General features: G+C 66.6%; 22 protein-coding genes. 14 read left to right on the top strand and 8 right to left on the bottom strand.

The features are described from left to right. Window positions 1-42: 42 nt before the first annotated feature. The 3 genes from thrC to D8S75_RS12695 all read right to left on the bottom strand — a co-directional run bounded on the left by thrC (window position 43) and on the right by D8S75_RS12695 (window position 4,131). On the bottom strand, window positions 43-1,473 hold the full coding sequence (gene thrC / locus D8S75_RS12685) for a threonine synthase (protein ID WP_119966715.1): 1,431 nt from the start codon (window positions 1,471-1,473) through the stop codon (window positions 43-45). A gap of 22 nt (window positions 1,474-1,495) precedes the next feature. Next, the gene (locus D8S75_RS12690; protein WP_119966716.1) at window positions 1,496-2,830 is read right to left on the bottom strand and encodes a homoserine dehydrogenase; all 1,335 of its coding nucleotides are present in this window, start codon (window positions 2,828-2,830) and stop codon (window positions 1,496-1,498) included. A gap of 71 nt (window positions 2,831-2,901) precedes the next feature. Continuing rightward, a complete protein-coding gene (locus D8S75_RS12695) occupies window positions 2,902-4,131 on the bottom strand; it encodes a pyridoxal phosphate-dependent aminotransferase (protein WP_119966717.1) in 1,230 nt (409 codons plus the stop codon). 126 nt (window positions 4,132-4,257) lie between these two features. On the opposite strand from D8S75_RS12695, the gene D8S75_RS12700 reads away from it, so the two are divergent. The 3 genes from D8S75_RS12700 (at window position 4,258) to D8S75_RS12710 (ending at window position 7,145) form a co-directional block, all read left to right on the top strand. After that, window positions 4,258-4,638: an Mth938-like domain-containing protein gene (locus D8S75_RS12700; RefSeq protein ID WP_119966718.1), complete on the top strand. Its 381-nt coding sequence runs from the start codon at window positions 4,258-4,260 to the stop codon at window positions 4,636-4,638. A gap of 115 nt (window positions 4,639-4,753) precedes the next feature. After that, window positions 4,754-5,242 carry a peroxiredoxin gene (locus tag D8S75_RS12705; protein WP_119966719.1) on the top strand — a complete coding sequence of 163 codons (489 nt, stop codon included), beginning with the start codon at window positions 4,754-4,756 and terminating at the stop codon, window positions 5,240-5,242. Window positions 5,243-5,399: 157 nt separating this feature from the next. Continuing rightward, window positions 5,400-7,145, top strand: a complete 1,746-nt coding sequence (locus tag D8S75_RS12710; protein ID WP_119966720.1) for a PhoH family protein — start codon at window positions 5,400-5,402, stop codon at window positions 7,143-7,145. A 57-nt stretch (window positions 7,146-7,202) separates the two neighbouring features. Here D8S75_RS12710 and dnaB read toward each other — a convergent pair whose 3' ends face one another. The 5 genes from dnaB to rpsF form a co-directional block, all read right to left on the bottom strand. Continuing rightward, the gene (dnaB, locus tag D8S75_RS12715) at window positions 7,203-8,612 is read right to left on the bottom strand and encodes a replicative DNA helicase (RefSeq protein WP_119966721.1); all 1,410 of its coding nucleotides are present in this window, start codon (window positions 8,610-8,612) and stop codon (window positions 7,203-7,205) included. Between the two features lie 207 nt (window positions 8,613-8,819). After that, window positions 8,820-9,272 carry a 50S ribosomal protein L9 gene (gene rplI / locus D8S75_RS12720; RefSeq protein WP_119966722.1) on the bottom strand — a complete coding sequence of 151 codons (453 nt, stop codon included), beginning with the start codon at window positions 9,270-9,272 and terminating at the stop codon, window positions 8,820-8,822. Between the two features lie 12 nt (window positions 9,273-9,284). Beyond that, window positions 9,285-9,566, bottom strand: a complete 282-nt coding sequence (gene rpsR, locus D8S75_RS12725; protein ID WP_119966723.1) for a 30S ribosomal protein S18 — start codon at window positions 9,564-9,566, stop codon at window positions 9,285-9,287. A gap of 17 nt (window positions 9,567-9,583) precedes the next feature. Continuing rightward, window positions 9,584-9,874: a primosomal replication protein N gene (gene priB, locus D8S75_RS12730; protein ID WP_119966724.1), complete on the bottom strand. Its 291-nt coding sequence runs from the start codon at window positions 9,872-9,874 to the stop codon at window positions 9,584-9,586. A gap of 14 nt (window positions 9,875-9,888) precedes the next feature. Further along, entirely contained in the window at window positions 9,889-10,266 is a 378-nt protein-coding gene (gene rpsF, locus D8S75_RS12735) for a 30S ribosomal protein S6 (protein ID WP_119966725.1), read from the bottom strand. 230 nt (window positions 10,267-10,496) lie between these two features. On the opposite strand from rpsF, the gene grpE reads away from it, so the two are divergent. The 11 genes from grpE to D8S75_RS12790 all read left to right on the top strand — a co-directional run bounded on the left by grpE (window position 10,497) and on the right by D8S75_RS12790 (window position 24,586). Continuing rightward, entirely contained in the window at window positions 10,497-11,051 is a 555-nt protein-coding gene (gene grpE, locus D8S75_RS12740; protein WP_119966726.1) for a nucleotide exchange factor GrpE, read from the top strand. Between the two features lie 83 nt (window positions 11,052-11,134). After that, window positions 11,135-13,087, top strand: coding sequence for a molecular chaperone DnaK (gene dnaK, locus D8S75_RS12745; RefSeq protein ID WP_119966727.1), 1,953 nt, complete (start codon window positions 11,135-11,137; stop codon window positions 13,085-13,087). A gap of 86 nt (window positions 13,088-13,173) precedes the next feature. Continuing rightward, the gene (gene dnaJ, locus D8S75_RS12750; protein WP_119966728.1) at window positions 13,174-14,319 is read left to right on the top strand and encodes a molecular chaperone DnaJ; all 1,146 of its coding nucleotides are present in this window, start codon (window positions 13,174-13,176) and stop codon (window positions 14,317-14,319) included. Between the two features lie 47 nt (window positions 14,320-14,366). After that, window positions 14,367-15,731: an MBL fold metallo-hydrolase gene (locus D8S75_RS12755; RefSeq protein ID WP_119966729.1), complete on the top strand. Its 1,365-nt coding sequence runs from the start codon at window positions 14,367-14,369 to the stop codon at window positions 15,729-15,731. Window positions 15,732-15,866: 135 nt separating this feature from the next. Continuing rightward, window positions 15,867-16,799, top strand: a complete 933-nt coding sequence (locus D8S75_RS12760) for a LysR family transcriptional regulator (RefSeq protein ID WP_119966730.1) — start codon at window positions 15,867-15,869, stop codon at window positions 16,797-16,799. A 35-nt stretch (window positions 16,800-16,834) separates the two neighbouring features. Further along, entirely contained in the window at window positions 16,835-18,256 is a 1,422-nt protein-coding gene (gene leuC, locus D8S75_RS12765; RefSeq protein ID WP_119966731.1) for a 3-isopropylmalate dehydratase large subunit, read from the top strand. Window positions 18,257-18,268: 12 nt separating this feature from the next. Then, window positions 18,269-18,394: an entericidin A/B family lipoprotein gene (locus D8S75_RS12770; RefSeq protein WP_119966732.1), complete on the top strand. Its 126-nt coding sequence runs from the start codon at window positions 18,269-18,271 to the stop codon at window positions 18,392-18,394. A gap of 11 nt (window positions 18,395-18,405) precedes the next feature. Beyond that, window positions 18,406-19,053: a 3-isopropylmalate dehydratase small subunit gene (gene leuD, locus D8S75_RS12775; RefSeq protein ID WP_119966733.1), complete on the top strand. Its 648-nt coding sequence runs from the start codon at window positions 18,406-18,408 to the stop codon at window positions 19,051-19,053. Between the two features lie 131 nt (window positions 19,054-19,184). Further along, entirely contained in the window at window positions 19,185-20,255 is a 1,071-nt protein-coding gene (leuB, locus tag D8S75_RS12780) for a 3-isopropylmalate dehydrogenase (protein ID WP_119966734.1), read from the top strand. Between the two features lie 307 nt (window positions 20,256-20,562). Beyond that, on the top strand, window positions 20,563-21,693 hold the full coding sequence (gene asd, locus D8S75_RS12785; protein ID WP_119966735.1) for an aspartate-semialdehyde dehydrogenase: 1,131 nt from the start codon (window positions 20,563-20,565) through the stop codon (window positions 21,691-21,693). Between the two features lie 289 nt (window positions 21,694-21,982). Continuing rightward, window positions 21,983-24,586: a motility hub landmark protein FimV gene (locus tag D8S75_RS12790; RefSeq protein ID WP_198673202.1), complete on the top strand. Its 2,604-nt coding sequence runs from the start codon at window positions 21,983-21,985 to the stop codon at window positions 24,584-24,586. Window positions 24,587-24,600: the final 14 nt, after the last annotated feature.

Below are 24,600 nucleotides of genomic sequence, written 5' to 3' on the forward strand. Positions count from 1 at the left end.
AATAGCTTATAGCGCTTATTGGGCGGACTTTAGAGCCGTTTTTTATGCGCAATGCCGTTCGATATAGGCCTGGACCTGCCGCACGTCGGCGGGCATGACCTGCACGCGCTTGGGCAGGTCTTCGATCCCGGCGAACTTGGCCGGGCGCTCGGGCGCGTGGCCCAGGGCCTCTTGAATGGTCTCGGCGAACTTGATGGGCAGGGCCGTCTCCAGCACGATCATGGGCACGCCGGCATCGCCCCGGTGCTCGCGCGCCACCTTCACGCCGTCGGCGGTGTGGGTGTCGATGGTGACGCCGTGGCGCTGGTAGTTGTCCTTGATGGTGGCCAGGCGGTCGGCGTGCGTGCTCTTGCCGCTCTCGAAGCCGTACTTGGCGGCCGCATCGGCGAAGCGCGGGTCCTGGCTCAGGTCGAACCGGCCTTGCGTGGACAGCGCGTCACCGAACAGCGCCTTGGTCTTGGCGGCGTCGCGGCCCAGCAGGTCGAACACGAAGCGCTCGAAGTTGCTGGCCTTGCTGATGTCCATGGAGGGGCTGGAGGTCTCGTGCGTGTCGGCGCTGCCGCGCACGCGGTACACGCCGGTACGGAAGAATTCGTCGAGCACGTCGTTCTCGTTGGTGGCCACCACCAGCTTGTCGATCGGCAGGCCCATCATGCGCGCCACATGGCCCGCGCAGATGTTGCCGAAGTTGCCGCTGGGCACGGTGAAGCTGACCTTCTGGTCGTTCGTTTCCGTGGCCTGCACGTAGCCGGCGAAGTAGTACACCACCTGCGCCAGCAGGCGCGCCCAGTTGATGGAGTTGACGGTGCCGATCTTGTACTTGCGCTTGAACTCCAAGTCGTTGGACACGGCCTTGACGATGTCCTGGCAGTCGTCGAACACGCCCTCGATGGCGATGTTGTGGATGTTCTCGTCCTGCAGCGAGAACATCTGCGCCTGCTGGAACGCGCTCATGCGGCCGTGCGGGCTGGTCATGAAGACGCGCACGCCCTCTTTGCCACGCATGGCGTATTCGGCCGCGCTGCCGGTGTCGCCGCTGGTGGCGCCCAGGATGTTGAGCTGCTCGCCCCGGCGCTTCAGTTCGTATTCGAACAGGTTGCCCAGCAACTGCATGGCCATGTCCTTGAAGGCCAGCGTGGGGCCGTTGGACAGGGCTTCGAGCCACAGGCCGTCTTCCAGGTGGCGCAGCGGCACGATCTCGCCGGTGCCGAACACCTCGGCCGTGTACGTCTTTTCGCACAGCGCCTTCAGGTCGGCGGCGGGAATGTCGTCGATGTAGAGCGACAGGATCTGGAATGCCAGCTCGGCGTAGCCCTGCTCGTGGTAGGCCTTGCGCAACTGGGTCAGCTGGGCATCGTCAATCCGCGGGTAGTGCTCGGGCAGGTACAGCCCGCCGTCGGGCGCCAGGCCTTCGAGCAGGATGTCGCAGAAATGCTTGCGGTCCGGGTGACCGCGCGTGGAGAGGTACAGCATGGCGTTCGTCCTGCTCGGGCGTTTAGTTCAGCTCTTCCTTGCGGATGCGGGTAATGGGCGCCAGCACCGTGGGCAAGGCCTGCATCTGCGCGATAGCGTCGTTCATGGTGCCTTCGCGGGTGTCGTGCGTGAGGATGATGAGGTCGGTCTGGGTGGAACCCTCGCCGCCCACCTCGTCGGCCTCGCGCTGCAGCACCGCGTCGATGCTGATGCCGGCGCCGGCCAGGATGCCGGTCACCTTGGCCAGCACGCCGGCCTGGTCGGCCACGCGCAGGCGCAGGTAGTAGCTGGTGACCACTTCGCTCATGGGCAGCACGGGCAGCGCATCCATGGCGTCGGTCAGGGTGTGCGGCTGGAAGGCCAGGTGGGGCACGCGGTGCTCGGGGTCGGCCGTGTGCAGGCGGGCGATGTCCACCAGGTCGGCGATCACGGCGCTGGCCGTGGGCTCGGAGCCCGCGCCCTTGCCGTAGTACAGCGTGGTGCCCACGGCGTCGCCTTGCACCACCACGGCGTTCATGGCGCCCTCGACGTTGGCGATCAGGCGCTTGGAGGGCACCAGGCTGGGGTGCACGCGCAGCTCCACGCCCTTGTCGGCGCGCTTGGTGATGCCCAGCAGCTTAATGCGGTAGCCCAGCTGCTCGGCGTACTTGATGTCCTGTGCGCTGAGCTGGGTGATGCCCTCGACATACGCCTTATCGAACTGCACCGGGATGCCGAAGGCGATGGCCGACATGATGGTGGCCTTGTGCGCGGCGTCCACGCCTTCAATGTCGAAGGTGGGGTCGGCCTCGGCGTAGCCCAGGCGCTGGGCCTCCTTGAGCACCACGTCGAAGTCCAAGCCCTTGCTGCGCATCTCGGACAGGATGAAGTTGGTGGTGCCGTTGATGATGCCGGCGATCCACTGGATGCGGTTGGCGGTGAGGCCTTCGCGCAGCGCCTTGATGATCGGGATGCCCCCGGCCACGGCGGCCTCAAAGGCCACCATCACGCCCTTGGCGGACGCGGCGGCGAAGATCTCGGTGCCATGCACGGCCAGCAGCGCCTTGTTGGCCGTGACCACGTGCTTGCCCGCCGCGATGGCTTCGAGCACCAGGGCCTTGGCGATGCCGTAGCCGCCAATGAGTTCGATCACGATGTCGATGTCGGGGTTGGCGATGACGGCCCGGGCGTCGCTGACCACCTGCACGCCGTCACCCACCACGGCCTTGGCGCGCTCCACGTCCAGGTCGGCCACCATGGCGATCTCAATGCCACGGCCCGCGCGGCGGCGGATCTCTTCCTGGTTGCGTTGCAGCACGTTGAACACGCCGCTGCCGACGGTGCCGATGCCCAGAAGGCCTACTTGGATGGGTTTCATCAGAAAACTCTCAGTAAAAAATGCCTTAAACGCCCGTCCATCAAGCGCCTGCAGCTACAAAAACAATAGTCTCAAACTTTCGCGTGGCGCTGCCGGTACTGGGCCAGGAAGGCCGCCAGCCGGCCGATGGCCTCGCGCAGGTCGTCCTCGTGCGGCAGGAAGACGATGCGGAAATGCTGGTTGTCGGGGTAGTTGAAGCCCGATCCCTGCACCAGCATCACGCGCGTGGCGCGCAGCACCTCCATGAAGAACTGGCGGTCGTCCTCGATGGGGTACATCTCTGGATCGAGGCGCGGGAACATGTACAGCGCGGCCTGGGGCTTGACGCAGGTGACGCCGGGGATCTTCGTGATCAGCTCGTAGGCCAGGTCGCGCTGGCGGCGCAGGCGGCCGCCTTCCTTGATGAGGTCGTTGATGCTCTGGTAGCCGCCCAGCGCCGTCTGGATGGCCCACTGCCCCGGCACGTTGGAGCCGAGCTTGAGGTTGGCCAGCATGTTCAGCCCCTCGATGTAGTCGCGCGCGGCCCGCTTGTCGCCCGAGACCACCATCCAGCCCGCGCGGAAGCCGCAGGAGCGGTAGGCCTTGGAGAGCGAGTTGAAGGTCAGCGTGAGCACGTCGGTGGACAGGCTGGCCATGGCCGTGTGCCTTGCGCCCTCGTACAGCACCTTGTCATACACCTCGTCCACCAGCAGCACCAGGTCGTGCTCGCGCGCCAGTTGCACGATGCCGCGCAGCAGCGCGTCGGAATACAGCGCGCCCGTGGGGTTGTTGGGGTTGATGACCACGATGCCGCGCGTGCGCGGCGTGATCTTGGAGCGCATGTCCTCCAGGCTGGGCATCCAGCCGTTGGACTCGTCGCACACGTAGTGCACCGGCACGCCGCCCGAGAGGCTGGTGGCCGCCGTCCACAGCGGGTAATCGGGCGCTGGCAGCAGCAGTTCGTCGCCGTCGTTGAGCAGCGCGTTCGTCGCCATGACGATCAGTTCGCTGGCGCCGTTGCCCAGGTAGATGTCGTCGAGCGTCACGCCCGCGATGCCCTGCTGCTGCGTGTAGTGCATGACGGCCTTGCGCGCCGCGAAGATGCCCTTGCTGTCGGAGTAGCCGGCCGATTCGGGCAGATTGCGCGCCATGTCCTGCACCACTTCTTCCGGTGGATCGAAGCCGAACGGCGCCATGTTGCCGATGTTGAGCTTGATGATCTTCTGGCCCTCGTCCTCCATTTGCCGAGCGGCATCCACGATGGGGCCGCGAACATCGTAGAGAACGTTGTTGAGCTTGGTGGACTTGAGGATGGTTTTCATGCGCGGTCGTGGTGCAGTGGCAAAGGCCCGCCGCCGGCAGGGCCTGCGGCGAAACCTATAATTTGACCACAGTTCCCCACCCTCCACCGGTCGCCCTGGCGCCTCTGCCCCCTCCCCCCATCCACCATGAAATTCCAGCCCGACCGCTTCGACGCCCAGAGCATCACCGGATACGGCCCGGGCTGGATCGGCGTGGGCCCGGAGAAGGTCCATACCAGCCTGCTGCTGGGCTCGCGTGGCCTGTGCATGCCCTGGGACTGCTCGCGCTTCGAGGACTTGGCGCCCGGGCATTTCGCCCAGCTGGCACAGCACGATGCCGAGCTGGTGCTCCTGGGCAGCGGCAACCGCCTGCGCTTCGTCCCGCCGGCCTGGCTGCAGCCCTTGATGGCGCGGCGCATCGGCATCGAGACCATGGACACCGCAGCCGCCTGCCGCACCTACAACATCCTCGCTGGCGAGGGGCGCAATGTCATCGCGGCGCTGATCCTCGAATCCCCGCCTTCCTGACCCGGCGGGGGTGTTTCAGGGTAAAATCGCGTGTTGCGGCCGGTGGCGCCCAAGAAGAAGAACATTCACGTACCACCGGCTTTTCAACGACCTCACCCTGAGAGATAGAAGACATATGGCGATCGTTGTCAACAAGCCCCTCCCCGAATTCGAAGCCAATGCGACCAGCGGGGTCAAGGTTTCCAACACCTCCCACAACGGCCAGGTCCTGATCCTGTACTTCTATCCCAAAGACAACACCCCCGGCTGCACCACCGAGGCGATGCAGTTCCGCGACAAGTACAAGGATTTCGTCAAGGCGGGCGCCGCCGTGTTTGGCGTCTCGCGCGACAACATGAAGTCGCACGACGAATTCAAGGAGAAGCTTGAACTCCCGTTCGAGCTGATCGCCGACACCGAGGAAAAGATGTGCCACATGTTCGGCGTGGTCAAGAACAAGATCATGTACGGCAAGAAGGTCAAGGGCATCGAGCGCAGCACCTTCCTCATCGGCCCCGACGGCGTGCTGGTCCAGGAATGGCGCGGCCTCAAGGTGCCCGGCCATGTGGACGAAGTGCTCAAGGCCGTCAAATCGCTCAAGACGACGCTGAAGAAAGCCGCCTGATCCGGGTGCGTGCGCGGCCGGCGGTGCATGTCACCTTCGGCATGCATAATGGCCCAATGCCGGTGCAACTCGCAACGCTCCCCATCCTCCGTAAAGCCGCCTTGGCCTCCAGGCGGCTTTTTGCTTTCTGAACACTCCGAACGAGGCCCTCCGCACCATGCCCCTGCCCCCCGCACCCACCCGGCGCGCCGCCCAGCTCCCTCCTGAAGCCTTCCTGCTCCAAGCGACCCCTGCCGCGGACGCCGAAGCCGCCCCCCGCCGCGCCAGCGCGCGCAAGGCCGCCGCCCCCGTGGCCACGCCCGCCGCCGAGACTGCTCCGGCCCGTGCACGCACCGCCAAGCCCCTCAACGGCGACACCGCGCCCGCCACCCGCAACCGCCGCGCCGCCAAGCCGGCGGCTCCCGCCGCCGAGCTGCCACCCGTGGCCGCGCGCACGCCCGACATGCCGCAGGCCACCGCGCCAGCCCCTGCCGCCGCACCCGCGCCGCGCGCCCGCAAGGCCCGGAGCACCGGCCCGGCCAAGCTGTTCGTGCTCGACACCAATGTGCTGCTGCACGACCCGAGTTGCCTGTTCCGTTTCGAGGAACACGACATCTACCTGCCGATGATCGTGCTGGAGGAACTCGATGCCCACAAGAAGGGCATGACCGAGGTGGCGCGCAACGGCCGCCAGGTCAGCCGCGCGCTCGACGCGCTGGCCGCCGCCCAGGGCGCCGACATGGGCAAGGGCCTCAAGCTCGACTCCACCGGCCAGCGCGGCGCCACCGGCAGCCTGTTCTTCCAGACCGCCGCCGTTGACTACCAGTTGCCCACCAGCCTGCCCCAGGGCAAGGCCGACAACCAGATCCTCGGCGTGGTCGAGGCGCTGCGCAAGCAGCATGCGCCGCGCGAGGTGGTGCTGGTGTCCAAGGACATCAACATGCGCGTCAAGGCGCGCGCCCTGGGCCTGCCCACCGAGGACTACCAGAACGACAAGGCCCTGGAGGACGGCGACCTGCTCTACTCCGGCGTGCTGCAGCTGCCGCCCGACTTCTGGAGCCGCAACGGCAAGTCGGTCGAGAGCTGGCAGAGCGGCGCCCACACCTTCTACCGCATCAGCGGCCCGATCGTGCCGCAGTTGATGATCAACCAATTCGTCTACTTCGAGGCCCCGGGCGAGCCCAGCCTGTACGCGCGCGTGAGCGAGATCCGCGACAAGACCGCCGTGCTCAAGACGCTGAAGGACTACGGCCACGCCAAGAACGCCGTCTGGGGCGTGACCACGCGCAACCGCGAGCAGAACTTCGCCGTGAACCTGCTGATGGACCCCGAGGTCGATTTCGTCACCCTCGCCGGCACGGCCGGCACCGGCAAGACCCTGATGGCGCTGGCCGCCGGCCTGACGCAGGTGCTGGACGACCGCCGCTACACCGAGATCATCATGACCCGCGCCACGGTGAGCGTGGGCGAGGACATCGGCTTCCTGCCCGGCACCGAGGAGGAGAAGATGGGCCCGTGGATGGGCGCGCTGGACGACAACCTCGAATTCCTCGCCAAGGGCGACGGCGGCAATGCCGGCGAATGGGGCCGCGCGGCCACCAACGAGCTGATCCGCAGCCGCATCAAGATCAAGAGCATGAACTTCATGCGCGGCCGCACGTTCATGAACAAGTACGTCATCATCGACGAGGCGCAGAACCTGACGCCCAAGCAGATGAAGACACTGATCACGCGCGCGGGCCCGGGCACCAAGATCATCTGCATGGGCAACCTGGCGCAGATCGACACGCCCTACCTCACCGAGGGCTCGTCGGGCCTGACCTTCGCCGTGGACCGCTTCAAGGGCTGGCCGCACAGCGGCCACATCACGCTGGCGCGCGGCGAACGCTCGCGCCTGGCGGATTTCGCCAGCGAAGTACTTTAACGCTACAAAAACAATAGCTTCCAGCGCTTGCTTTGCGGGCGCTGGAAGCTATTTTTATTAGAAATCGTCGCTGGAACCCATGGCCAGGTTCTCGAAGCGCGTCTGGTTCTTCTGGAAGAACAGCTTCACCGTGCCCGTGGGGCCGTTCCGCTGCTTGCCGATGATGACCTCGGCGACGTTGGGCTCCTTGGAGTCCTTGTTGTAGTAGTCGTCGCGGTAGATGAACATGATGATGTCGGCATCCTGCTCGATGGCGCCCGATTCGCGCAGGTCGGACATCATGGGGCGCTTGTCGGTGCGCTGCTCCACCGAGCGGTTGAGCTGCGAGAGCGCGATCACCGGGCACTGCAGTTCCTTGGCCAGCATCTTCAGGCCGCGCGAGATCTCGCCCAGCTCGGTGGCGCGGTTCTCGCCCTGCGAGCCGCTGGAGCCGCTCATGAGCTGCAGGTAGTCGACCACGATCAGGCCCAGCTTGCCGCACTGGCGCGCCAGGCGCCGCGCGTTGGCGCGCAGCTCGCTCGGCGTGAGGCCCGGGGTTTCGTCGATGTGCAGCGAGACATTGCGCAGGCGCTCGATGGCCTCGGTCAGGCGCGGCCACTCGTCGTCGGTGAGCTTGCCGGTGCGCAGGTTGCCCTGGTTCACGCGGCCGATCGAGCCCACGATACGCACCGCGAGCTGGGCGGCGCCCATTTCCATCGAGAAGATGGCCACGGGCAAGCCTTCATTGAGCGCCACGTGCTCGGCGATGTTCACCGCGAACGAGGTCTTGCCCATGGAGGGGCGCGCCGCCAGCACCACCATGTCGCCGGCCTGCAAGCCCGAGGTCATGCGGTCGAGGTCGGCGAAGCCCGTGGGCACGCCGGTCACGTCCATGGGGTTGTCGGCCATCTCCTGCACGCGGTCGAGCAGGTCGACCACCAGGGTTTCCATCGACTGGAAGCCCTGCTTCATGCGCGAGCCTTCCTCGCCGATGTTGAAGATCTTCTGCTCGGCCTCGTCGAGGATCTTGTCCACCGGCCGTCCCTGGGGGTTGAAGGCGTTGGTGGCGATCTCGTCGCTGGCCGTGACCAGCTTGCGCAGGATGGCGCGCTCGCGCACGATCTCGGCGTAGCGGCGGATGTTGCTGGCGCTGGGCACGTACTGCGCCAGCGAGTTGAGGTAGGCCAGCCCGCCCACCTCCTCGGACTTGCCCAGGCTCTGCAGTTGCTCGTAGACCGTGATCACGTCGGCCGGCTTGCTGGCGTTGACCAGCGTGGCGATGGCCGCGAAGATCAACTGGTGCTGGTGGCGGTAGAAATCGCTCTCGACCAGCAGGTCGCCCACGCGGTCCCAGGCGTGGTTGTCCAGCAGCAGGCCGCCCAGCACGCTCGACTCGGCCTCGATGGAATGCGGCGGCACGCGCAGCTGCGCGATCTGGCTGTCGTAGGGTGCGAACCCGTCGTCCACGGGCATCGGTGCATCAAACATGGGGTTCCTCGGGCAAGCTTTCGATCCTAGCAATGGGGGCGCGCGCCGTCACCGCACAACCCTGTGCGCAGCCTGTGGACAAACCTTTGGACAAGGCGTGCACGACCGGTGCATGGCCCCTGCAAGACGCCTCCACCGGAGGCCGTGACAGGGCGCGGAAAAACAAAAACCGCCCGAAGGCGGTTCCTGGTGCGCGGGGTGCAACGGTCAGGCGGTTTCGCCGTAGACCGACACGTTGACTTCCACCACCACGTCGGTGTGCAGGGCCACGCTCACGGTGCTGTCGCCGACCATCTTGATCGGGCCGTTGGGCAGGCGGATCTGCGACTTCAGAACCTTGTAGCCTTGCTTGTTCAGCTCTTCGGCGATGTCGTGGTTGGTGACGGAACCGAACAGGCGGCCGTCCACGCCGGACTTCTGCGTCAGCTTGACGGTGCTACCGCCGAGCTTCTCGCCTTCGGCCTGGGCAGCGGCCAGCTTCTCGGCGGCGGCCTTTTCCAGTTCGGCGCGCTTGGCTTCGAACTCAGCCTTGGCGGCTGCCGTGGCGCGGCGGGCGCGGCCGGACGGGATCAGGAAGTTGCGGGCGTAGCCGTCCTTGACCTTGACGATTTCGCCGAGGTTACCGAGGTTCACAACCTTGTCGAGCAGGATGATTTGCATGGGTCGTGCTCCTTAGATCTTGTGCTGGTCGCTGTAGGGCACCAGGGCCAGGAAGCGAGCGCGCTTGATGGCGGTGTTCAGCTGACGCTGGTAGATGGCGCGCGTGCCGGTCAGGCGCGCGGGGATGATCTTGCCGTTTTCGGCGATGAAATCGCGCAGGGTGTCCACGTCCTTGTAGTCGATTTCCTCGACGCCGGTGACGGTGAAGCGGCAGAAGCGCTTGCGCTTGAACAGCAGCGATTGGGTGTTGCGCTTGGGGCGCTTGTCTTTGTTGAATTTCTTGAATGCGGCCATTTCGGACCTCTCGAAAATTAATCTTGTTGAATATCCTGGACGTGGAGCACAGGGTGCTTGCCGTTGCGCGGCGTGGCCAGAAAACCGGTGAAGCGCCAGAGGCTGCCGATGGACTGGCGGGCCAGCCGCTCTGCCATGGCGCCGAAAGCCACCGCTTTCAGGACCGCGTTCACATCGCGCATCTGGCCGGCTTCCATCTGCCGCGAACCGTGCTCAAGGCGCAGTTCGATCGCTGGGACACCGGCCGGCGTGAACCGCAGGGCCGTGGCCTCGGCGATACAGGCCGTCAACGCAACGTGGTTCTCCACTCCCCTTGGTGTGCTCAGCGCTCGTTGGCAGCGGCGTATTCGGCCTGGCTGACCTTGCGGGCTTCTTCGCGCTCGACGGTCTTCATCATCGAAGAGGGACCGGTCTCGGCCTTCTTCTTCTGGACCGTCAGGTGGCGCAGAACGGCGTCGTTGAACTTGAAGGCGTGCTCCAGTTCAGCCATCACGGCCTGGTCGGCTTCGATGTTCACGCACAGGTAGTGGGCCTTGGCCAGCTTGTTGATCAGGTACGCCAGTTGACGGCGGCCCCAGTCTTCCACGCGGTGCACCTTGCCACCGCCAGCGGTGATCATGCCCTTGTAGCGCTCGAGCATGGCGGGAACCTGCTCGCTTTGATCCGGGTGGATCAACAAAATGATTTCGTAATGACGCATGCATACTCCTTTTGGGTTAAAGCCACCTGCTGCGCCTGTAGCAGTGTGACAAGGCAAAGCCGGAAATTATAGCCCCTCCAGCCGCTTCTGTACACTCGCCCCCATCGCAGCAAGCTGCCATGCAGGGTTCTGGGCGCCGGCCATTCAGGGTGATCGGGCCTTGAAAACGCTGGCAATGGCCCTACATCCGGCAGGCTTCCCGTTTCCACCACCGACACAGAACCATAGAAATGTCCGAAAACACGCCCTCCGCCCACGAGTACGGCCCCCCCCCCGCCCCCGAAGAAATGGAGGCCGCCATGGCCGCCCACGCCTCCGACGAGATGGAGCGCCTGCGGCAGGAGCTGGCGGAACTCAAGACCAAGAGCGCCGATCTGGCGGACCAGTTCCTGCGCGCCAAGGCCGAGGCGGAGAATGCCCGGCGCCGCGCCGAGGACGAGGTGGCCAAGGCGCGCAAGTTCGGCATCGAGAGCTTCGCCGAAAGCATGCTGCCCGTGGCGGACAGCCTGGACGCGGCCCTGGCCATCCAGAACGCCACGGCCCAGCAGTTGCGCGAAGGCTCCGACGCCACGCTGCGCCAGCTCCAGTCGGCCCTGGAGCGCAACAAGGTGCTGGCCATCAACCCAGCCACCGGCGAGAAGTTCGACCCCCACCAGCACCAGGCCATCAGCGTGGTGCCAGCGGCCCAGGAGGCCAACACCGTGGTCGCCGTCCTGCAAAAAGGCTATGCCATCGCCGACCGCGTCCTGCGCCCGGCCCTGGTGACCGTCACCGCACCCAAATAAAAAAACCGTTACCCGGCTTGAACCTGGCCGGGTTATCCACAAGTTACAGCTATCCAAATTCAACCAGCATCGCGGAGAACAACATGGGAAAAATCATCGGTATCGACCTGGGCACGACCAACAGCTGCGTGTCCATCATGGAAGGCAACACCACGCGCGTGATCGAGAACAGCGAGGGTGCCCGCACCACGCCCTCCATCGTGGCCTACCAGGAGGACGGTGAAATCCTCGTCGGCGCCTCGGCCAAGCGCCAGGCGGTGACCAACCCCAAGAACACGCTGTACGCCGTCAAGCGCCTGATCGGCCGCAAGTTCACCGAGAAGGAAGTGCAGAAGGACATCGACCTGATGCCCTACAAGATCGTGGCGGCCGACAACGGCGACGCCTGGATCGAAGTGCGCGGCAACAAGATCTCGGCCCAGCAGGTGTCGGCCGACATCCTGCGCAAGATGAAGAAGACCGCCGAGGACTACCTGGGCGAGCCCGTGACCGAGGCCGTGATCACCGTGCCCGCGTACTTCAACGACGCCCAGCGCCAGGCCACCAAGGACGCTGGCCGCATCGCCGGCCTGGACGTCAAGCGCATCATCAACGAACCCACCGCCGCGGCCCTGGCCTTCGGCCTGGACAAACAGGAAAAGGGCGACCGCAAGATCGCCGTGTATGACCTGGGCGGCGGCACGTTCGACGTGTCCATCATCGAGATCGCCGACGTGGACGGCGAAAAGCAGTTCGAAGTGCTGTCGACCAACGGCGACACCTTCCTGGGCGGCGAGGACTTCGACCAGCGCGTCATCGACTACATCATCAGCGAGTTCAAGAAGGAACAGGGCGTCGACCTGTCCAAGGACGTGCTGGCCCTGCAGCGCCTGAAGGAAGCCGCCGAAAAGGCCAAGATCGAGCTGTCGAACTCGGCCGCGACCGACATCAACCTGCCCTACGTCACGGCCGACGCCTCGGGTCCCAAGCACCTGAACATCAAGCTCACCCGCGCCAAGCTGGAAAGCCTCGTGGACGAGCTGATCGAGCGCACCATCGCTCCCTGCCGCATGGCCATCAAGGACGCCGGCGTGAGCGTGGGCGACATCCATGACGTGATCCTGGTCGGCGGCATGACCCGCATGCCCAAGGTACAGGAGAAGGTCAAGGAATTCTTCGGCAAGGAACCCCGCAAGGACGTGAACCCCGACGAGGCCGTGGCCGTCGGTGCCGCCATCCAGGGCCAGGTGCTCTCGGGCGACCGCAAGGACGTGCTGCTGCTGGACGTGACGCCGCTCTCCCTGGGCATCGAAACCCTGGGCGGCGTGATGACCAAGATGATCACGAAGAACACGACCATCCCGACCAAGTTCGCCCAGACCTTCTCCACCGCCGACGACAACCAGCCGGCCGTGACCATCAAGGTCTTCCAGGGCGAGCGCGAGATGGCCAGCGGCAACAAGCTGCTGGGCGAGTTCAACCTCGAAGGCATCCCGCCGGCCGCCCGTGGCGTGCCGCAGATCGAGGTGTCGTTCGACATCGACGCCAACGGCATCCTGCACGTGGGCGCCAAGGACAAGGGCACCGGCAAGGAAAACAAGATCACCATCAAGGCCAACTCGGGCCTGTCGGAGGCCGAGATCCAGCAGATGGTCAAGGACGCCGAGATCAACGCCGCCGACGACAAGAAGAAGCTTGAACTGGTGCAGGCCCGCAACCAGGGCGAGGCCGCCGTGCACAGCGTGAACAAGAGCTTGGCCGAGCATGGCGACAAGCTCGATGCCGGCGAGAAGGAAGCGATCACCACGGCCGTCAAGGCCCTGGAAGAAGCCCTCAAGGGCGAGGACAAGGCCGCCATCGACGAGAAGACCACGGCCCTGATGGCCGCCAGCCAGAAGCTGGGCGAGAAGATGTACGCCGACGCGCAGGCCGCCCAGGCGGCGGCAAGCGCCGATGCGGGCGCCGCCGACGCGGGCGCGGGCGCCTCCTCGGCCGGCAAGCCGGCGGACGATGACAACGTGGTGGACGCCGAAGTCAAGGAAGTCAAGAAGGGCTAAGCAGCGGTTGCCGACCCGAGCCGCCGCGCGGAGCCCCGTCCAGGGAGCCCGCGCGGCGTTCCGCTTCCAACCAGGCTCATCAATCCATGTCCAAAAGAGACTATTACGAAGTCCTCGGCGTTCCCAAGAACGCCTCCGAGGACGAAATCAAGAAGGCCTATCGCAAGCTGGCGATGAAGCACCACCCTGACCGCAACCAGGGTGATGCCGCCAAGGCGGCCGAGGACAAGTTCAAGGAGGCCAAGGAAGCCTACGAGATGCTGTCCGACGCGCAGAAGCGCGCCGCCTACGACCAGTACGGCCACGCTGGCGTGGACCCGAACATGCGCGGCCCCGGCGGGCCTGGCGCGGAAGGCTTCGGCGGCTTCGCCGAGGCCTTCGGCGACATCTTCGGCGACATGTTCGGCCAGGGCGGCGGCCGGGGTGGCCGGGGTGGCGCGGGCCGCGTCTACCGTGGCAGCGACCTGAGCTACGCCATGGACGTGACGCTCGAAGAAGCCGCGCGCGGCAAGGACGCCCAGATCCGCATTCCCTCGTGGGAATCCTGCGACACCTGCCACGGCAGCGGCGCCAAGCCCGGCACCAGCGCCCGGACCTGCGGCACCTGCAGCGGCACGGGCACGGTGCAGATGCGCCAGGGCTTCTTCAGCGTGCAGCAGACTTGCCCGCACTGCCGCGGCACGGGCAAGATCATTCCCGAGCCCTGCATGACCTGCCAGGGCCAGGGCAAGCTCAAGAAGCAGAAGACGCTGGAGGTCAAGATCCCGGCGGGCATCGACGACGGCATGCGCATCCGCAGCACCGGCAATGGCGAGCCCGGCACCAATGGCGGCCCCCCCGGCGACCTGTACATCGAGATCCGCCTGCGCAAGCACGACATCTTCGAGCGCGACGGCGACGACCTGCACTGCCAGGTGCCCGTGAGCTTCATCACGGCGGCGCTGGGCGGCGAGATCGAGGTGCCCACGCTTGCCGGCAAGGCGGCCATCGACATCCCCGAAGGCACCCAGGCCGGCAAGCAGTTCCGCCTGCGCGGCAAGGGCATAAAGGGGGTGCGTTCGAGCTATCCGGGCGACCTGTACTGCCACATCGTCGTGGAAACGCCCGTCAAGCTCACCGAGTACCAGCGCAAGCTCTTGCGCGAGCTGGAGGAGTCGCTCAAGAAAGGCGGTTCACGCCACTCTCCCAGCACCGAAAGCTGGACCGACCGGCTGAAGAACTTCTTCAGCTGATCTCCGCGCACTACCATGGAGGCTTCTTTCGAACAAGGAAGACCTCCATGGCAGTCAGCATCACTTTCCTGGGCGGCGCGGGCACCGTCACCGGCTCCAAGTACCTGGTCCGTCACAACGGGCACAGCATGCTCGTGGACTGCGGCCTGTTCCAGGGCTACAAGCAGCTGCGTCTGCGCAACTGGCAGCCATTGCCCGTCACGCCCCACCAGATCGATGCCGTGGTACTGACCCACGCGCACCTGGACCACAGCGGCTACCTGCCCCTGCTGGCACGCGACGGCTACACCAAGGCCATCCACTGCACCCCGGGCACGCGCGACCTGTGCGCCATCCTGCTGCCCGACAGCGGGCACCTGCAGGAGGAAGACGCCGCCTTCCTCAACCGCCACCAGCTCTCCCAGCACGCACCGGCCCTGCCGCTCTACACGCGGCTCGATGCACAGCACTGCCTCAAGCAGTTCCGCACGCACCACACCCACAAGCCGTTCGAGCCCATTCCCGGCTGGCGCGTCACCTTCAGCCAGGCAGGCCACATCCTGGGCGCCGCCAGCGTGCTGCTGGAAGTGGGCGGCCGGCGCATCCTGTTCTCGGGCGACCTGGGCCGCACGGACGACCTGCTCATGAACCCGCCCGAGGCGCCGCCCCAGGCCGACACCGTGCTCGTCGAGGCCACCTACGGCGACCGCCAGCACCCGCAGGAAGACATCGTGCAGGAACTCGGCCCGGCCCTGCAGCGCCTGGCCCGGCGTGGCGGCGTGGCCGTGGTGCCCGTGTTCGCCGTGGGCCGCGCGCAGACGGTGCTGCACGCCATCCAGCTGCTCAAGCAGCAGGGCAGTATCCCGGCCTCGCTGCCGGTGTTTCTCGACAGCCCCATGGCCGTGAGCACCACGGGGCTGTTCGAGCAGCACCCTGGCGAGCACCGCCTAGACGCCCGCCAGACCCATGCCCTGTCGCACGGCGCCACCATGGTGCAAACCCCCGAGGAGTCGAAGGCCCTGGCACGCCGCCACGGCCCCATGGTGATCCTCTCGGCCAGCGGCATGGCCACGGGCGGGCGCGTGCTGCACCACCTGGCGCTGCATGCGGGCGACCACCGCAACATGGTCATCATCACCGGCCACCAGGCGCCGGGCACACGCGGCGCGCGCATTGCCAGCGGCGAGAAGCACATCCGCATCCACGGCCAGGACGTCGAGATGCGCGCCGAGGTCGTGCAGCTCACGTCCGCCTCGGCCCACGCCGACGCCATCCAGACCCTGGCCTGGCTGCGCAGCATGGAGCACGCCCCCGAACAGGTGTTCGTGGTGCATGGCGAGATGGAGGCCGCCGACATCCTGCGCCAGCGCATCGAGCACGAACTGCGCTGGCGCGCCACGGTGCCCGAGCACGGCGGCACCCACCAGGCCTGAACCAGGGGCTGCCCGCCATCGCCGCGCGGGCCGGAAACGCGTTCAGGCAGGCAAGCCATCGCATAACGCGATGACAAAATCATTTTCCATGGGAGAAAATGCAAAGAATTCTCCATTCGAGAACCCTACCGCCCCATGAAAAGCTCAGAGCGCAGCTTCGCGCGCCGCATTGACCTCACCTCGCTGCAACTCTTCGTGGCGGTGTGCGAGCTCGGCAGCATCGGGCGCGCGGCGCAGCAGGAGTTCATCGCCGCCTCGGCCGTCAGCAAGCGGCTGTCGGATCTGGAAACCGCCGTCGACACCGCCCTGCTCTACCGCCACAGCCGGGGCGTGACACTCACCCCCGCAGGCGAAAGCCTGCTGCACCATGCCCGCACCGTGCTGTTCGGCCTGGAGCGCATGCAGGGCGAACTGAGCGAATACGCCGAGGGCGTGCGCGGCCATGTGCGCGTGCACGCCAACATCTCGGCCATCGTGCAGTTCCTGCCGGAAGACCTGGGCGCCTTCGCGCGCGCGCACAGCCAGGTCAAGATCGATCTGCAGGAGCACCTGAGCCCCGACGTGCTGCACGCGGTGCAGGAAGGCGCGGCCGATCTGGGCATCTGCAACACCGGCGGCAACGGCGCCCTTGCCCTGCAAAGCCGCCCCTACCGCAGCGATCGCCTGATGCTTATTGTGCCAACAGGGCACGCCCTGTCTACGCGATCAGCTATCAATTTTGAAGAAATTCTGGACTGGGACATCGTCGGCCTGCATGCCAACAGCAGCATCAGCCTGGCCATGCGCGCCGCCGCCGCCAGCGCGGGACGGCCATTGCGCCAGCGCATCCAGGTCACGGGCCTGGACGCCATGTGCCGCATGATCGACAACGGCCTGGGCGTGGGCCTGCTGCCCGACCGCGCCTTCGCGCTGATGCATGGCGTGGGCCGCCTGGCGGCCGTGCCGCTGCAGGACGCCTGGGCCCACCGCGAGCTGCGCCTGGTGGCGCGCGACTTCGAAGCCCTGCCCGTCACCGCCCGCCTGCTGGCGGAACACCTTGCAACGCCCGCACTGGCGGCGCCTCACTAAAATCTGTTTCACCCCACCCGAAAGAAGACCACCCCATGGGACGCACCCTGTACGACAAGATCTGGGACGAGCACGTCGTCCACACCGAGGAAGACGGCACCGCCATCCTCTACATCGACCGCCACCTCGTCCATGAAGTGACCAGTCCGCAGGCCTTCGAGGGCCTGCGCCAGGCCGGCCGCAAGGTCTGGCGCGTGAGCTCCATCGTCGCCACGGCCGACCACAACACGCCCACCACGGGCTGGGAGTTGGGCTACGACGGCATCGCCGACCCCATCAGCAAGGAACAGATCACCACGCTGGACGCCAACATCGCCGAAGTGGGCGCGGCGGCCTTCTTCCCGTTCATGCACAAGCGCCAGGGCATCGTGCACGTGATCGGCCCCGAGAACGGCGCCACCCTGCCGGGCATGACCGTGGTCTGCGGCGACAGCCACACCAGCACGCACGGCGCCTTCGGCGCGCTGGCGCACGGCATCGGCACCTCCGAGGTCGAGCATGTGATGGCCACGCAAACCCTGCTGGCCAAGAAGGCCAAGAACATGCTGGTGCAGGTGGACGGCCAGGTGGCCCGGGGCATCACCGCCAAGGACATCGTGCTGGCCATCATCGGCAAGATCGGCACGGCCGGCGGCACGGGCTACACCATCGAGTTCGCGGGCAGCGCCATCCGCGCCTTGTCCATGGAAGGCCGCATGACGGTGTGCAACATGGCCATCGAAGCCGGCGCGCGCGCCGGCCTGGTGGCCGTGGACGAAAAGACCATTGAATACGTCAAGGGCCGCCCGCTCTCGCCCACGGGCGTGGAATGGGACCAGGCCGTGGCCTACTGGAAGACGCTGCATTCCGACGCCGACGCGCAATTCGACACCGTCGTCAAACTCGACGCCGCCGAGATCGTGCCGCAGGTCACCTGGGGCACCTCGCCCGAGATGGTGCTGGGCGTGGACGCCCGCGTGCCCGACCCCGACAAGGAAAAGGACGCCAGCAAGCGCGGCGCCATCGAGCGCGCGCTCACCTACATGGGCCTGCAGCCCGGCAAGCCGATCAACGACATCACCATCGACAAGGTGTTCATCGGCTCGTGCACCAACAGCCGCATCGAGGACATGCGCGAGGCCGCCGCCGTGGTGAAGAACCTGGGCCGCAAGGTGGCCAGCAACGTGAAGCTGGCCCTGGTGGTGCCCGGATCGGGCCTGGTCAAGGAGCAGGCCGAGCGCGAAGGCCTGGACCAGATCTTCAAGGCCGCGGGCTTTGAATGGCGCGAGCCCGGCTGCAGCATGTGCCTGGCCATGAACGCCGACCGCCTGGAGCCCGGCGAGCGCTGCGCCTCCACCAGCAACCGCAACTTCGAAGGCCGCCAGGGCGCCGGCGGCCGCACCCACCTCGTCAGCCCCGCCATGGCCGCCGCCGCCGCGGTGCACGGCCATTTCGTCGACATCCGCCAATTTGCCTGAAGGAGCTTTGTCATGAAAAACACCGCCACCCTCATCGCTTTGACCCTCGCCTTCGTGCTGGCCGGCTGCAACACCGTCAAGGGCGTGGGTCAGGACATCGGCAAGGCCGGCTCGGCCATCGAGCGCGCCGCAAAGTAAAGCACCCCGACATGCAGAAATTCACCCTCCACCAAGGCCTCGTGGCTCCCATGGACCGCGAGAACGTCGACACCGACGCCATCATCCCCAAGCAGTTCCTCAAGTCGATCAAGAAAACCGGCTTCGGCGTGAACCTGTTCGACGAATGGCGCTACCTGGACCACGGCGAGCCCGGCCAGGACCCGGCCAGCCGCAAGCCCAACCCCGACTTCGTGCTGAACCAGCCGCGCTACGCGGGTGCCTCCATCCTGCTGGCGCGCAAGAACTTCGGCTGCGGATCGAGCCGCGAGCATGCGCCCTGGGCGCTGGACCAGTACGGCTTTCGCGCCGTCATCGCGCCGAGCTTCGCCGACATCTTTTTCAACAACTGCTTCAAGAACGGCCTGCTGCCCATCGTGCTGCCCGAGGCCACCGTCTCGCAGCTGTTCGACGAAGTGGCGGCCTTCCCCGGCTACCAGCTCACCATCGACCTGGAGCGCCAGGTGGTCGTGCGCCCGCAGGGCGAGGAGATCCCGTTCGACGTGATCGCCTTCCGCAAATACTGCCTGCTCAACGGCTTCGACGACATCGGCCTGACCCTGCGCCAGAAGGACAAGATCGCCGCCTTCGAGGCGCAACGCCTGGCCACCAAGCCCTGGCTGGCCCACACCATGGCCTGAGCCTGCTGGCCGCGGCTTATCGAAAAAGTGAGCTGCCAGCGCTTACCAGCTCTCATTATTAGGCAAATAAGTGCCTGAAAATGAGAGTGGGCAAGCGCCAGCAGCTATCAAAATTGAAAGAAAACATTCCCATGAAAATCGCAGTCCTGCCCGGTGATGGCATCGGCACCGAAATCGTCGCCGAGGCCGTCAAGGTGCTCAAGGCGCTGGATCTGAAGTTCGAGATGGAATCCGCCCTGGTCGGCGGCGCCGCCTACGAGGCCCATGGCCACCCGCTGCCCGAATCCACGCTCAACCTCGCCAAGGCGGCCGACGCCGTGCTGTTCGGCGCCGTGGGCGACTGGAAGTACGACAAGCTCGACCGGCCGCTGCGCCCCGAGCAGGCCATCCTCGGCCTGCGCAAGAACCTGGGCCTGTTCGCCAACTTCCGCCCGGCCATCTGCTACGAGCAGCTCGTGGGCGCGTCCAGCCTCAAGCCCGAACTGATCGCCGGCCTCGACATCCTCATCATCCGCGAGCTGACCGGCGACATCTACTTCGGCCAGCCGCGCGGCCGCCGCGTGGCCACCGATGGCCACTTCCCCGGCGCCGAGGAAGCGTATGACACCATGCGCTACTCCAAGCCCGAAATCGAGCGCATCGCCCATGTCGCCTTCCAGGCCGCGCGCAAGCGCAACAAGAAGGTCACCAGCGTGGACAAGGCCAACGTGCTGGAAACCTTCCAGTTCTGGAAGGACGTGGTCACCGAGGTGCACCAGCAGTACCCCGACGTGGAACTGCAGCACATGTACGTGGACAACGCCGCCATGCAGCTCGTCAAGGCCCCCAAGGCCTTCGACGTGGTGGTCACCGGCAACATGTTCGGCGACATCCTGTCCGACGAGGCCTCCATGCTCACCGGCTCCATCGGCATGCTGCCCTCGGCCAGCCTGAACAGCCAGAACCAGGGCCTGTACGAACCCAGCCACGGCAGCGCCCCCGACATCGCGGGCAAGGGCATCGCCAATCCGCTGGCCACCATCCTCTCGGCCGCGATGATGCTGCGCTTCAGCCTGAACCAGGAAGCCGCCGCCCAGCGCATCGAGGCGGCCGTGCAAAAGGTGCTGGCCCAGGGCCTGCGCACACCCGACATCTGGAGCGAAGGCACCACCAAGGTGGGCACGGCGCAGATGGGCGATGCGGTGGTGCAGGCGCTGGGCTGATCCCCCCGCAAGCACCCCGAAGGGCGGCCCCGTGCCGCCCTTTTGCATGCGCGGGACCGGCCCACCGCCGCCGTAAGCTGGCGACAAGCCTCCATCCGCTACAATGTTTAGCTATGTTTGCCGCCCGCCCGTTCACCCTGAACACCGCTACTGCCGCCCTGGCAGGCGTGGCCGCGCGCGCAATCACCACCAAAACCACGACCATTAAGGGCTAATCCAGCCTGGTTCGTCGTGCGCCCTCCCTGGCCAGACGAGCCAGGCGAGCAGTCCGGTCTGGCACTGTTTCTTAACTTGAAAGGCGTTTGAAATGAGCAAGTTGGTAGGTTTGGTCGGCTGGCGCGGCATGGTCGGCTCGGTCCTGATGGACCGCATGGTGCAGGAAAAGGACTTCGATCTGATCGAGCCCCTGTTCTTCTCCACCTCGAACGCGGGTGGCAAGGCCCCCGCCCAGGCCAAGAACGAAACCACGCTGCAGGACGCGTTCAACATCGAACAGCTCAAGCGCTGCGAAATCATCATCACCGCCCAGGGCGGTGACTACACCAATGAGGTCTACCCCAAGCTGCGCGCCGCCGGCTGGAACGGCCACTGGATTGACGCCGCATCCTCGCTGCGCATGGAAAAGAACGCCGTCATCGTGCTCGATCCGGTGAACATGCCGGTCATCAAGAACGCGCTGGCCAACGGCGGCAAGGACTGGATCGGTGGCAACTGCACCGTGTCCTGCATGCTGATGGGCGTGGGTGCGCTCTACAAGGCGGGTCTGGTCGAGTGGATGAGCACCCAGACCTACCAGGCCGCGTCGGGCGGTGGCGCACAGCACATGCGCGAACTGCTGACGCAGTACGGCACGCTCAACGCCGAGGTGAAGGCCCTGCTCGACGACCCCAAGAGCGCCATCCTGGAAATCGACCGGCTGGTCGCGGCCAAGCAGCGCAGCCTCACCGCCGCCGAGACCGCCAACTTCGGCGTGCCACTGGGCGGCAGCCTGATCCCCTGGATCGACAAGGACCTGGGCAACGGCATGTCCAAGGAAGAATGGAAGGGCATGGCCGAGACCAACAAGATCCTGGGCCAGGGCGAGGGCTTCGGCACGGCCGCCGTGCCGGTGGACGGCTTCTGCGTGCGCGTGGGCGCCATGCGCTGCCACAGCCAGGCCCTGACCTTCAAGCTGAAGAAGGACGTGCCCGTGGCCGACATCGAGGCCATGATCGCCGCCGACAACCAGTGGGTGAAGGTGGTGCCCAACACGCGCGAGGCCACCATCAAGGACCTGACCCCCGTGGCAGTGACCGGCACCATGACCATTCCCGTGGGCCGCATCCGCAAGCTGGCCATGGGCCCCGAGTACGTCGGCGCGTTCACCATCGGCGACCAGCTGCTGTGGGGCGCCGCCGAGCCGCTGCGCCGCATGCTGCGCATCCTGCTGGACGCCTGATAGAACCCGCGCGCGGCGCCCCCTCGGGCGCCGCGCGCTCCCTTCCTGGGGGAAAAGCCAGGAAAAACAAGTTGTTACGCTCGTTGTCGCCGGACAACACCGTCCGCAGCCGGACAGGCGGTTCGGGGCCCGCACCGGAGCTTCGCCTCTACGTTAGCTTGTCAGTGCAAAACATTGCTGCTATGGTGCTTTTACCCATTCTCTAACGCTGGAGCGCAGCGGGCATCCGACCATGACAAAAAGCAGTCCGCTCCACCGAGCTTCAAATCCTTCTCAGTTGATGGCAACCATGCATCGTTGGAAATTCTCTGCACTGGCGGCGGCAGCCGTGGTGGCTGTCGGCCTGCACGCGCCCGACGCCCTGGCACTCGCACTGGGCCCCATCACGGTGCAATCGGCCCTGGGCGAACCGCTGCGCGCTGAAATCGATCTGCCGCAGATCACCCCCGCCGAAGCCGAATCCCTACGCGCCACGCCCGCCGCCGCGGAAACCTTCCGCGCCCAAGGCATGGAATTCACGCCCATCGTCAACCGGCTCCAGTTCCAGCTCCATCGCCGTCCGGATGGCCGCACCGTGCTGCGCGTCACCAGCGACCGCCCCGTCAACGAACCCTTCGTCGATCTGGTGGTCGATGCCAACTGGAGCGCCGGCCGCATCACCCGCAGCTACACCATGCTGTTCGACCCGCCGGCCATGCGCAAGCCGGCACCGGCCACCGCCACGGTAGAGCCCCAGATCCCCGCAGCATCCCCCGCGCCCAAGGCGGCCGCCGCCGCTGCCACGCCACGCGCCCCCATGGTGCCGCGCACCGCTCCGGCCACGCCGGCCGCCACAGGCCCCGGCGAGACCGTGGTCGTCAAATCCGGTGAAACGGCCGGCCGCATCGCCAATGCGCACCGGCCGGCCGATGTCTCGCTCGACCAGATGCTCGTGGCCCTGCTGCGCGCCAACCCCGACGCCTTCATCCAAGGCAATGTCAACCGCATCAAGGCGGGCGCCGTGCTCCAGCTGCCCAGCGCCGCCGAAGCCAGCGCTACGCCGGCCGCCGAGGCACGCCAGATCCTGTCCACGCAAAGCCGCGACTTCAATGAGTTCCGCCGCAAGCTGGCGGGCGCGGCCCCGGCCGCCGAGGTGGCCGCATCGGGCCGCGCCGCATCGGGCCAAGTGCAGACCCGCGTGGAAGACCAGCGCGCCGCCAGCACGGCCCCTGACAAGCTCACGCTGTCCAAGGGTGCCGTCAAGGGCCAGAAAACGACCGAAGAGCAGCTGGCCAAGCGCAAGCAGACCCAGGATGCCTCGGCCCGCGTCGAGGAACTGTCCAAGAACATCAGCGAGCTGAACAAGATCGCCGCGGCCTCCGGCGCGGCCCCGGCGGCTGCGGCCAGCGCCCCCACTGCGCCTGGCGTGACCGTGCCCGTCGCGGCAGCACCCGCGCCGGCCCCCGAGGCATCGGCGGCCGCCCCGGCGCCCGCTCCCGAACCAGCAGCCTCCAAGGTGGAACCTGCCGCCGCGCCCGCCAGCGAAGCCGCTTCCGCCACGGCGGCGGCCGACGCCGCCTCGGCACCCGCCAAGCCCAAGAAGCCCATCGTGCTGCCGCCTCCCGCCCCCGTGGAAGAGCCCAGCCTCCTGTCCGGCCTGATGGAAGACCCCATGATTCCGCTGGCTGGCGGCGGCCTGCTGGCCCTGCTGCTGGGCTATGGCGCCTGGCGCGTGGTGCAGCGCCGCCGTGGTGGCGCCAGCCTGGACAGCTCCTTCCTGGAAAGCCGCCTGCAGCCCGACTCCTTCTTTGGCGCCAGCGGCGGCCAGCGCGTGGACACGGCGGGTTCCGACTCCACCACGGGCGGCTCCTCCATGGCCTACTCGCCCAGCCAGCTCGATGCCGGCGGCGACGTGGACCCCGTGGCCGAGGCCGACGTGTACCTGGCCTACGGCCGTGACCTGCAGGCCGAGGAAATCCTCAAGGAAGCCGTGCGCCACAACCCGGCCCGCGTCTCCGTCCACGCCAAGCTGGGCGAAATCTACGCCAAGCGCCAGGACCGCAAGGCCCTGGAGTCCGTGGCCAGTGAAATCCACAACCTGACCCAGGGCGAGGGCCCGGACTGGAACCGCATCGCCGAACTTGGCCGCGACCTGGACCCGGAAAACCCGCTGTACCAGCCCGGCGGCCGCCCCGCCGCCGCAGGCACCATGGCCACGGCGGCCGCTGCCGCCGCCATGGCCGCGGCAGACGCTCCACTCACCGAACCCACCCTGTCCATCGACAGCACGCTGCCGCCGGACCTCGATCTGGACCTGGATCTCGATCTGGACCTGCCCGACGATGCCCTCACGGAGGCTCCCGTGGCCCCTGGCGGCTTCGCCGCCGCAGCCGCCGCGGCCCAGGCAGCGCCCATGCCCTCCGTCCCGGAACCCGTGGAAGCTGCGGACATGCCGGCCCCCGACATGGACGCCCTCGACACGCTGGCAACGCAGCCCATGCCGCAACCGCCGGCCCCCCCCGTGGAAATGGCGGCCACATCAGCGCCCTCCCTCGGCGACTTCGACATGCCACCGCTGGACTTGCCGAACCTGGACACTCCGCCCAGCGCCACGGGCAGCGCCAGTGCCGACAAGCCCTATGTGCCGTCCGACTCCGGCCTGATGGAATTCGACCTCGGCAGCATTTCGCTCGACCTTGATACCCCGGCGGCAGCCCCCGCCGCCAGCAGTGCCACCGCCACCACCGAGGCCGCCCCACTGGACGACCCGCTGGCCACCAAGCTCGCGCTGGCGCAAGAGTTCAACACCATCGGCGACGCCGATGGCGCCCGCACCCTGGTCGAGGAAGTGATCGCGGAATCCACCGGCGAACTCAAGGCACGCGCGCAGCGTATGCTGGCCGACCTGGGCTGAGGAGTTGGGCCCGC

Origin of the sequence: Simplicispira lacusdiani (genome assembly GCF_003604195.1) — a bacterium.
Taxonomy (GTDB): domain Bacteria; phylum Pseudomonadota; class Gammaproteobacteria; order Burkholderiales; family Burkholderiaceae_C; genus Simplicispira; species Simplicispira lacusdiani.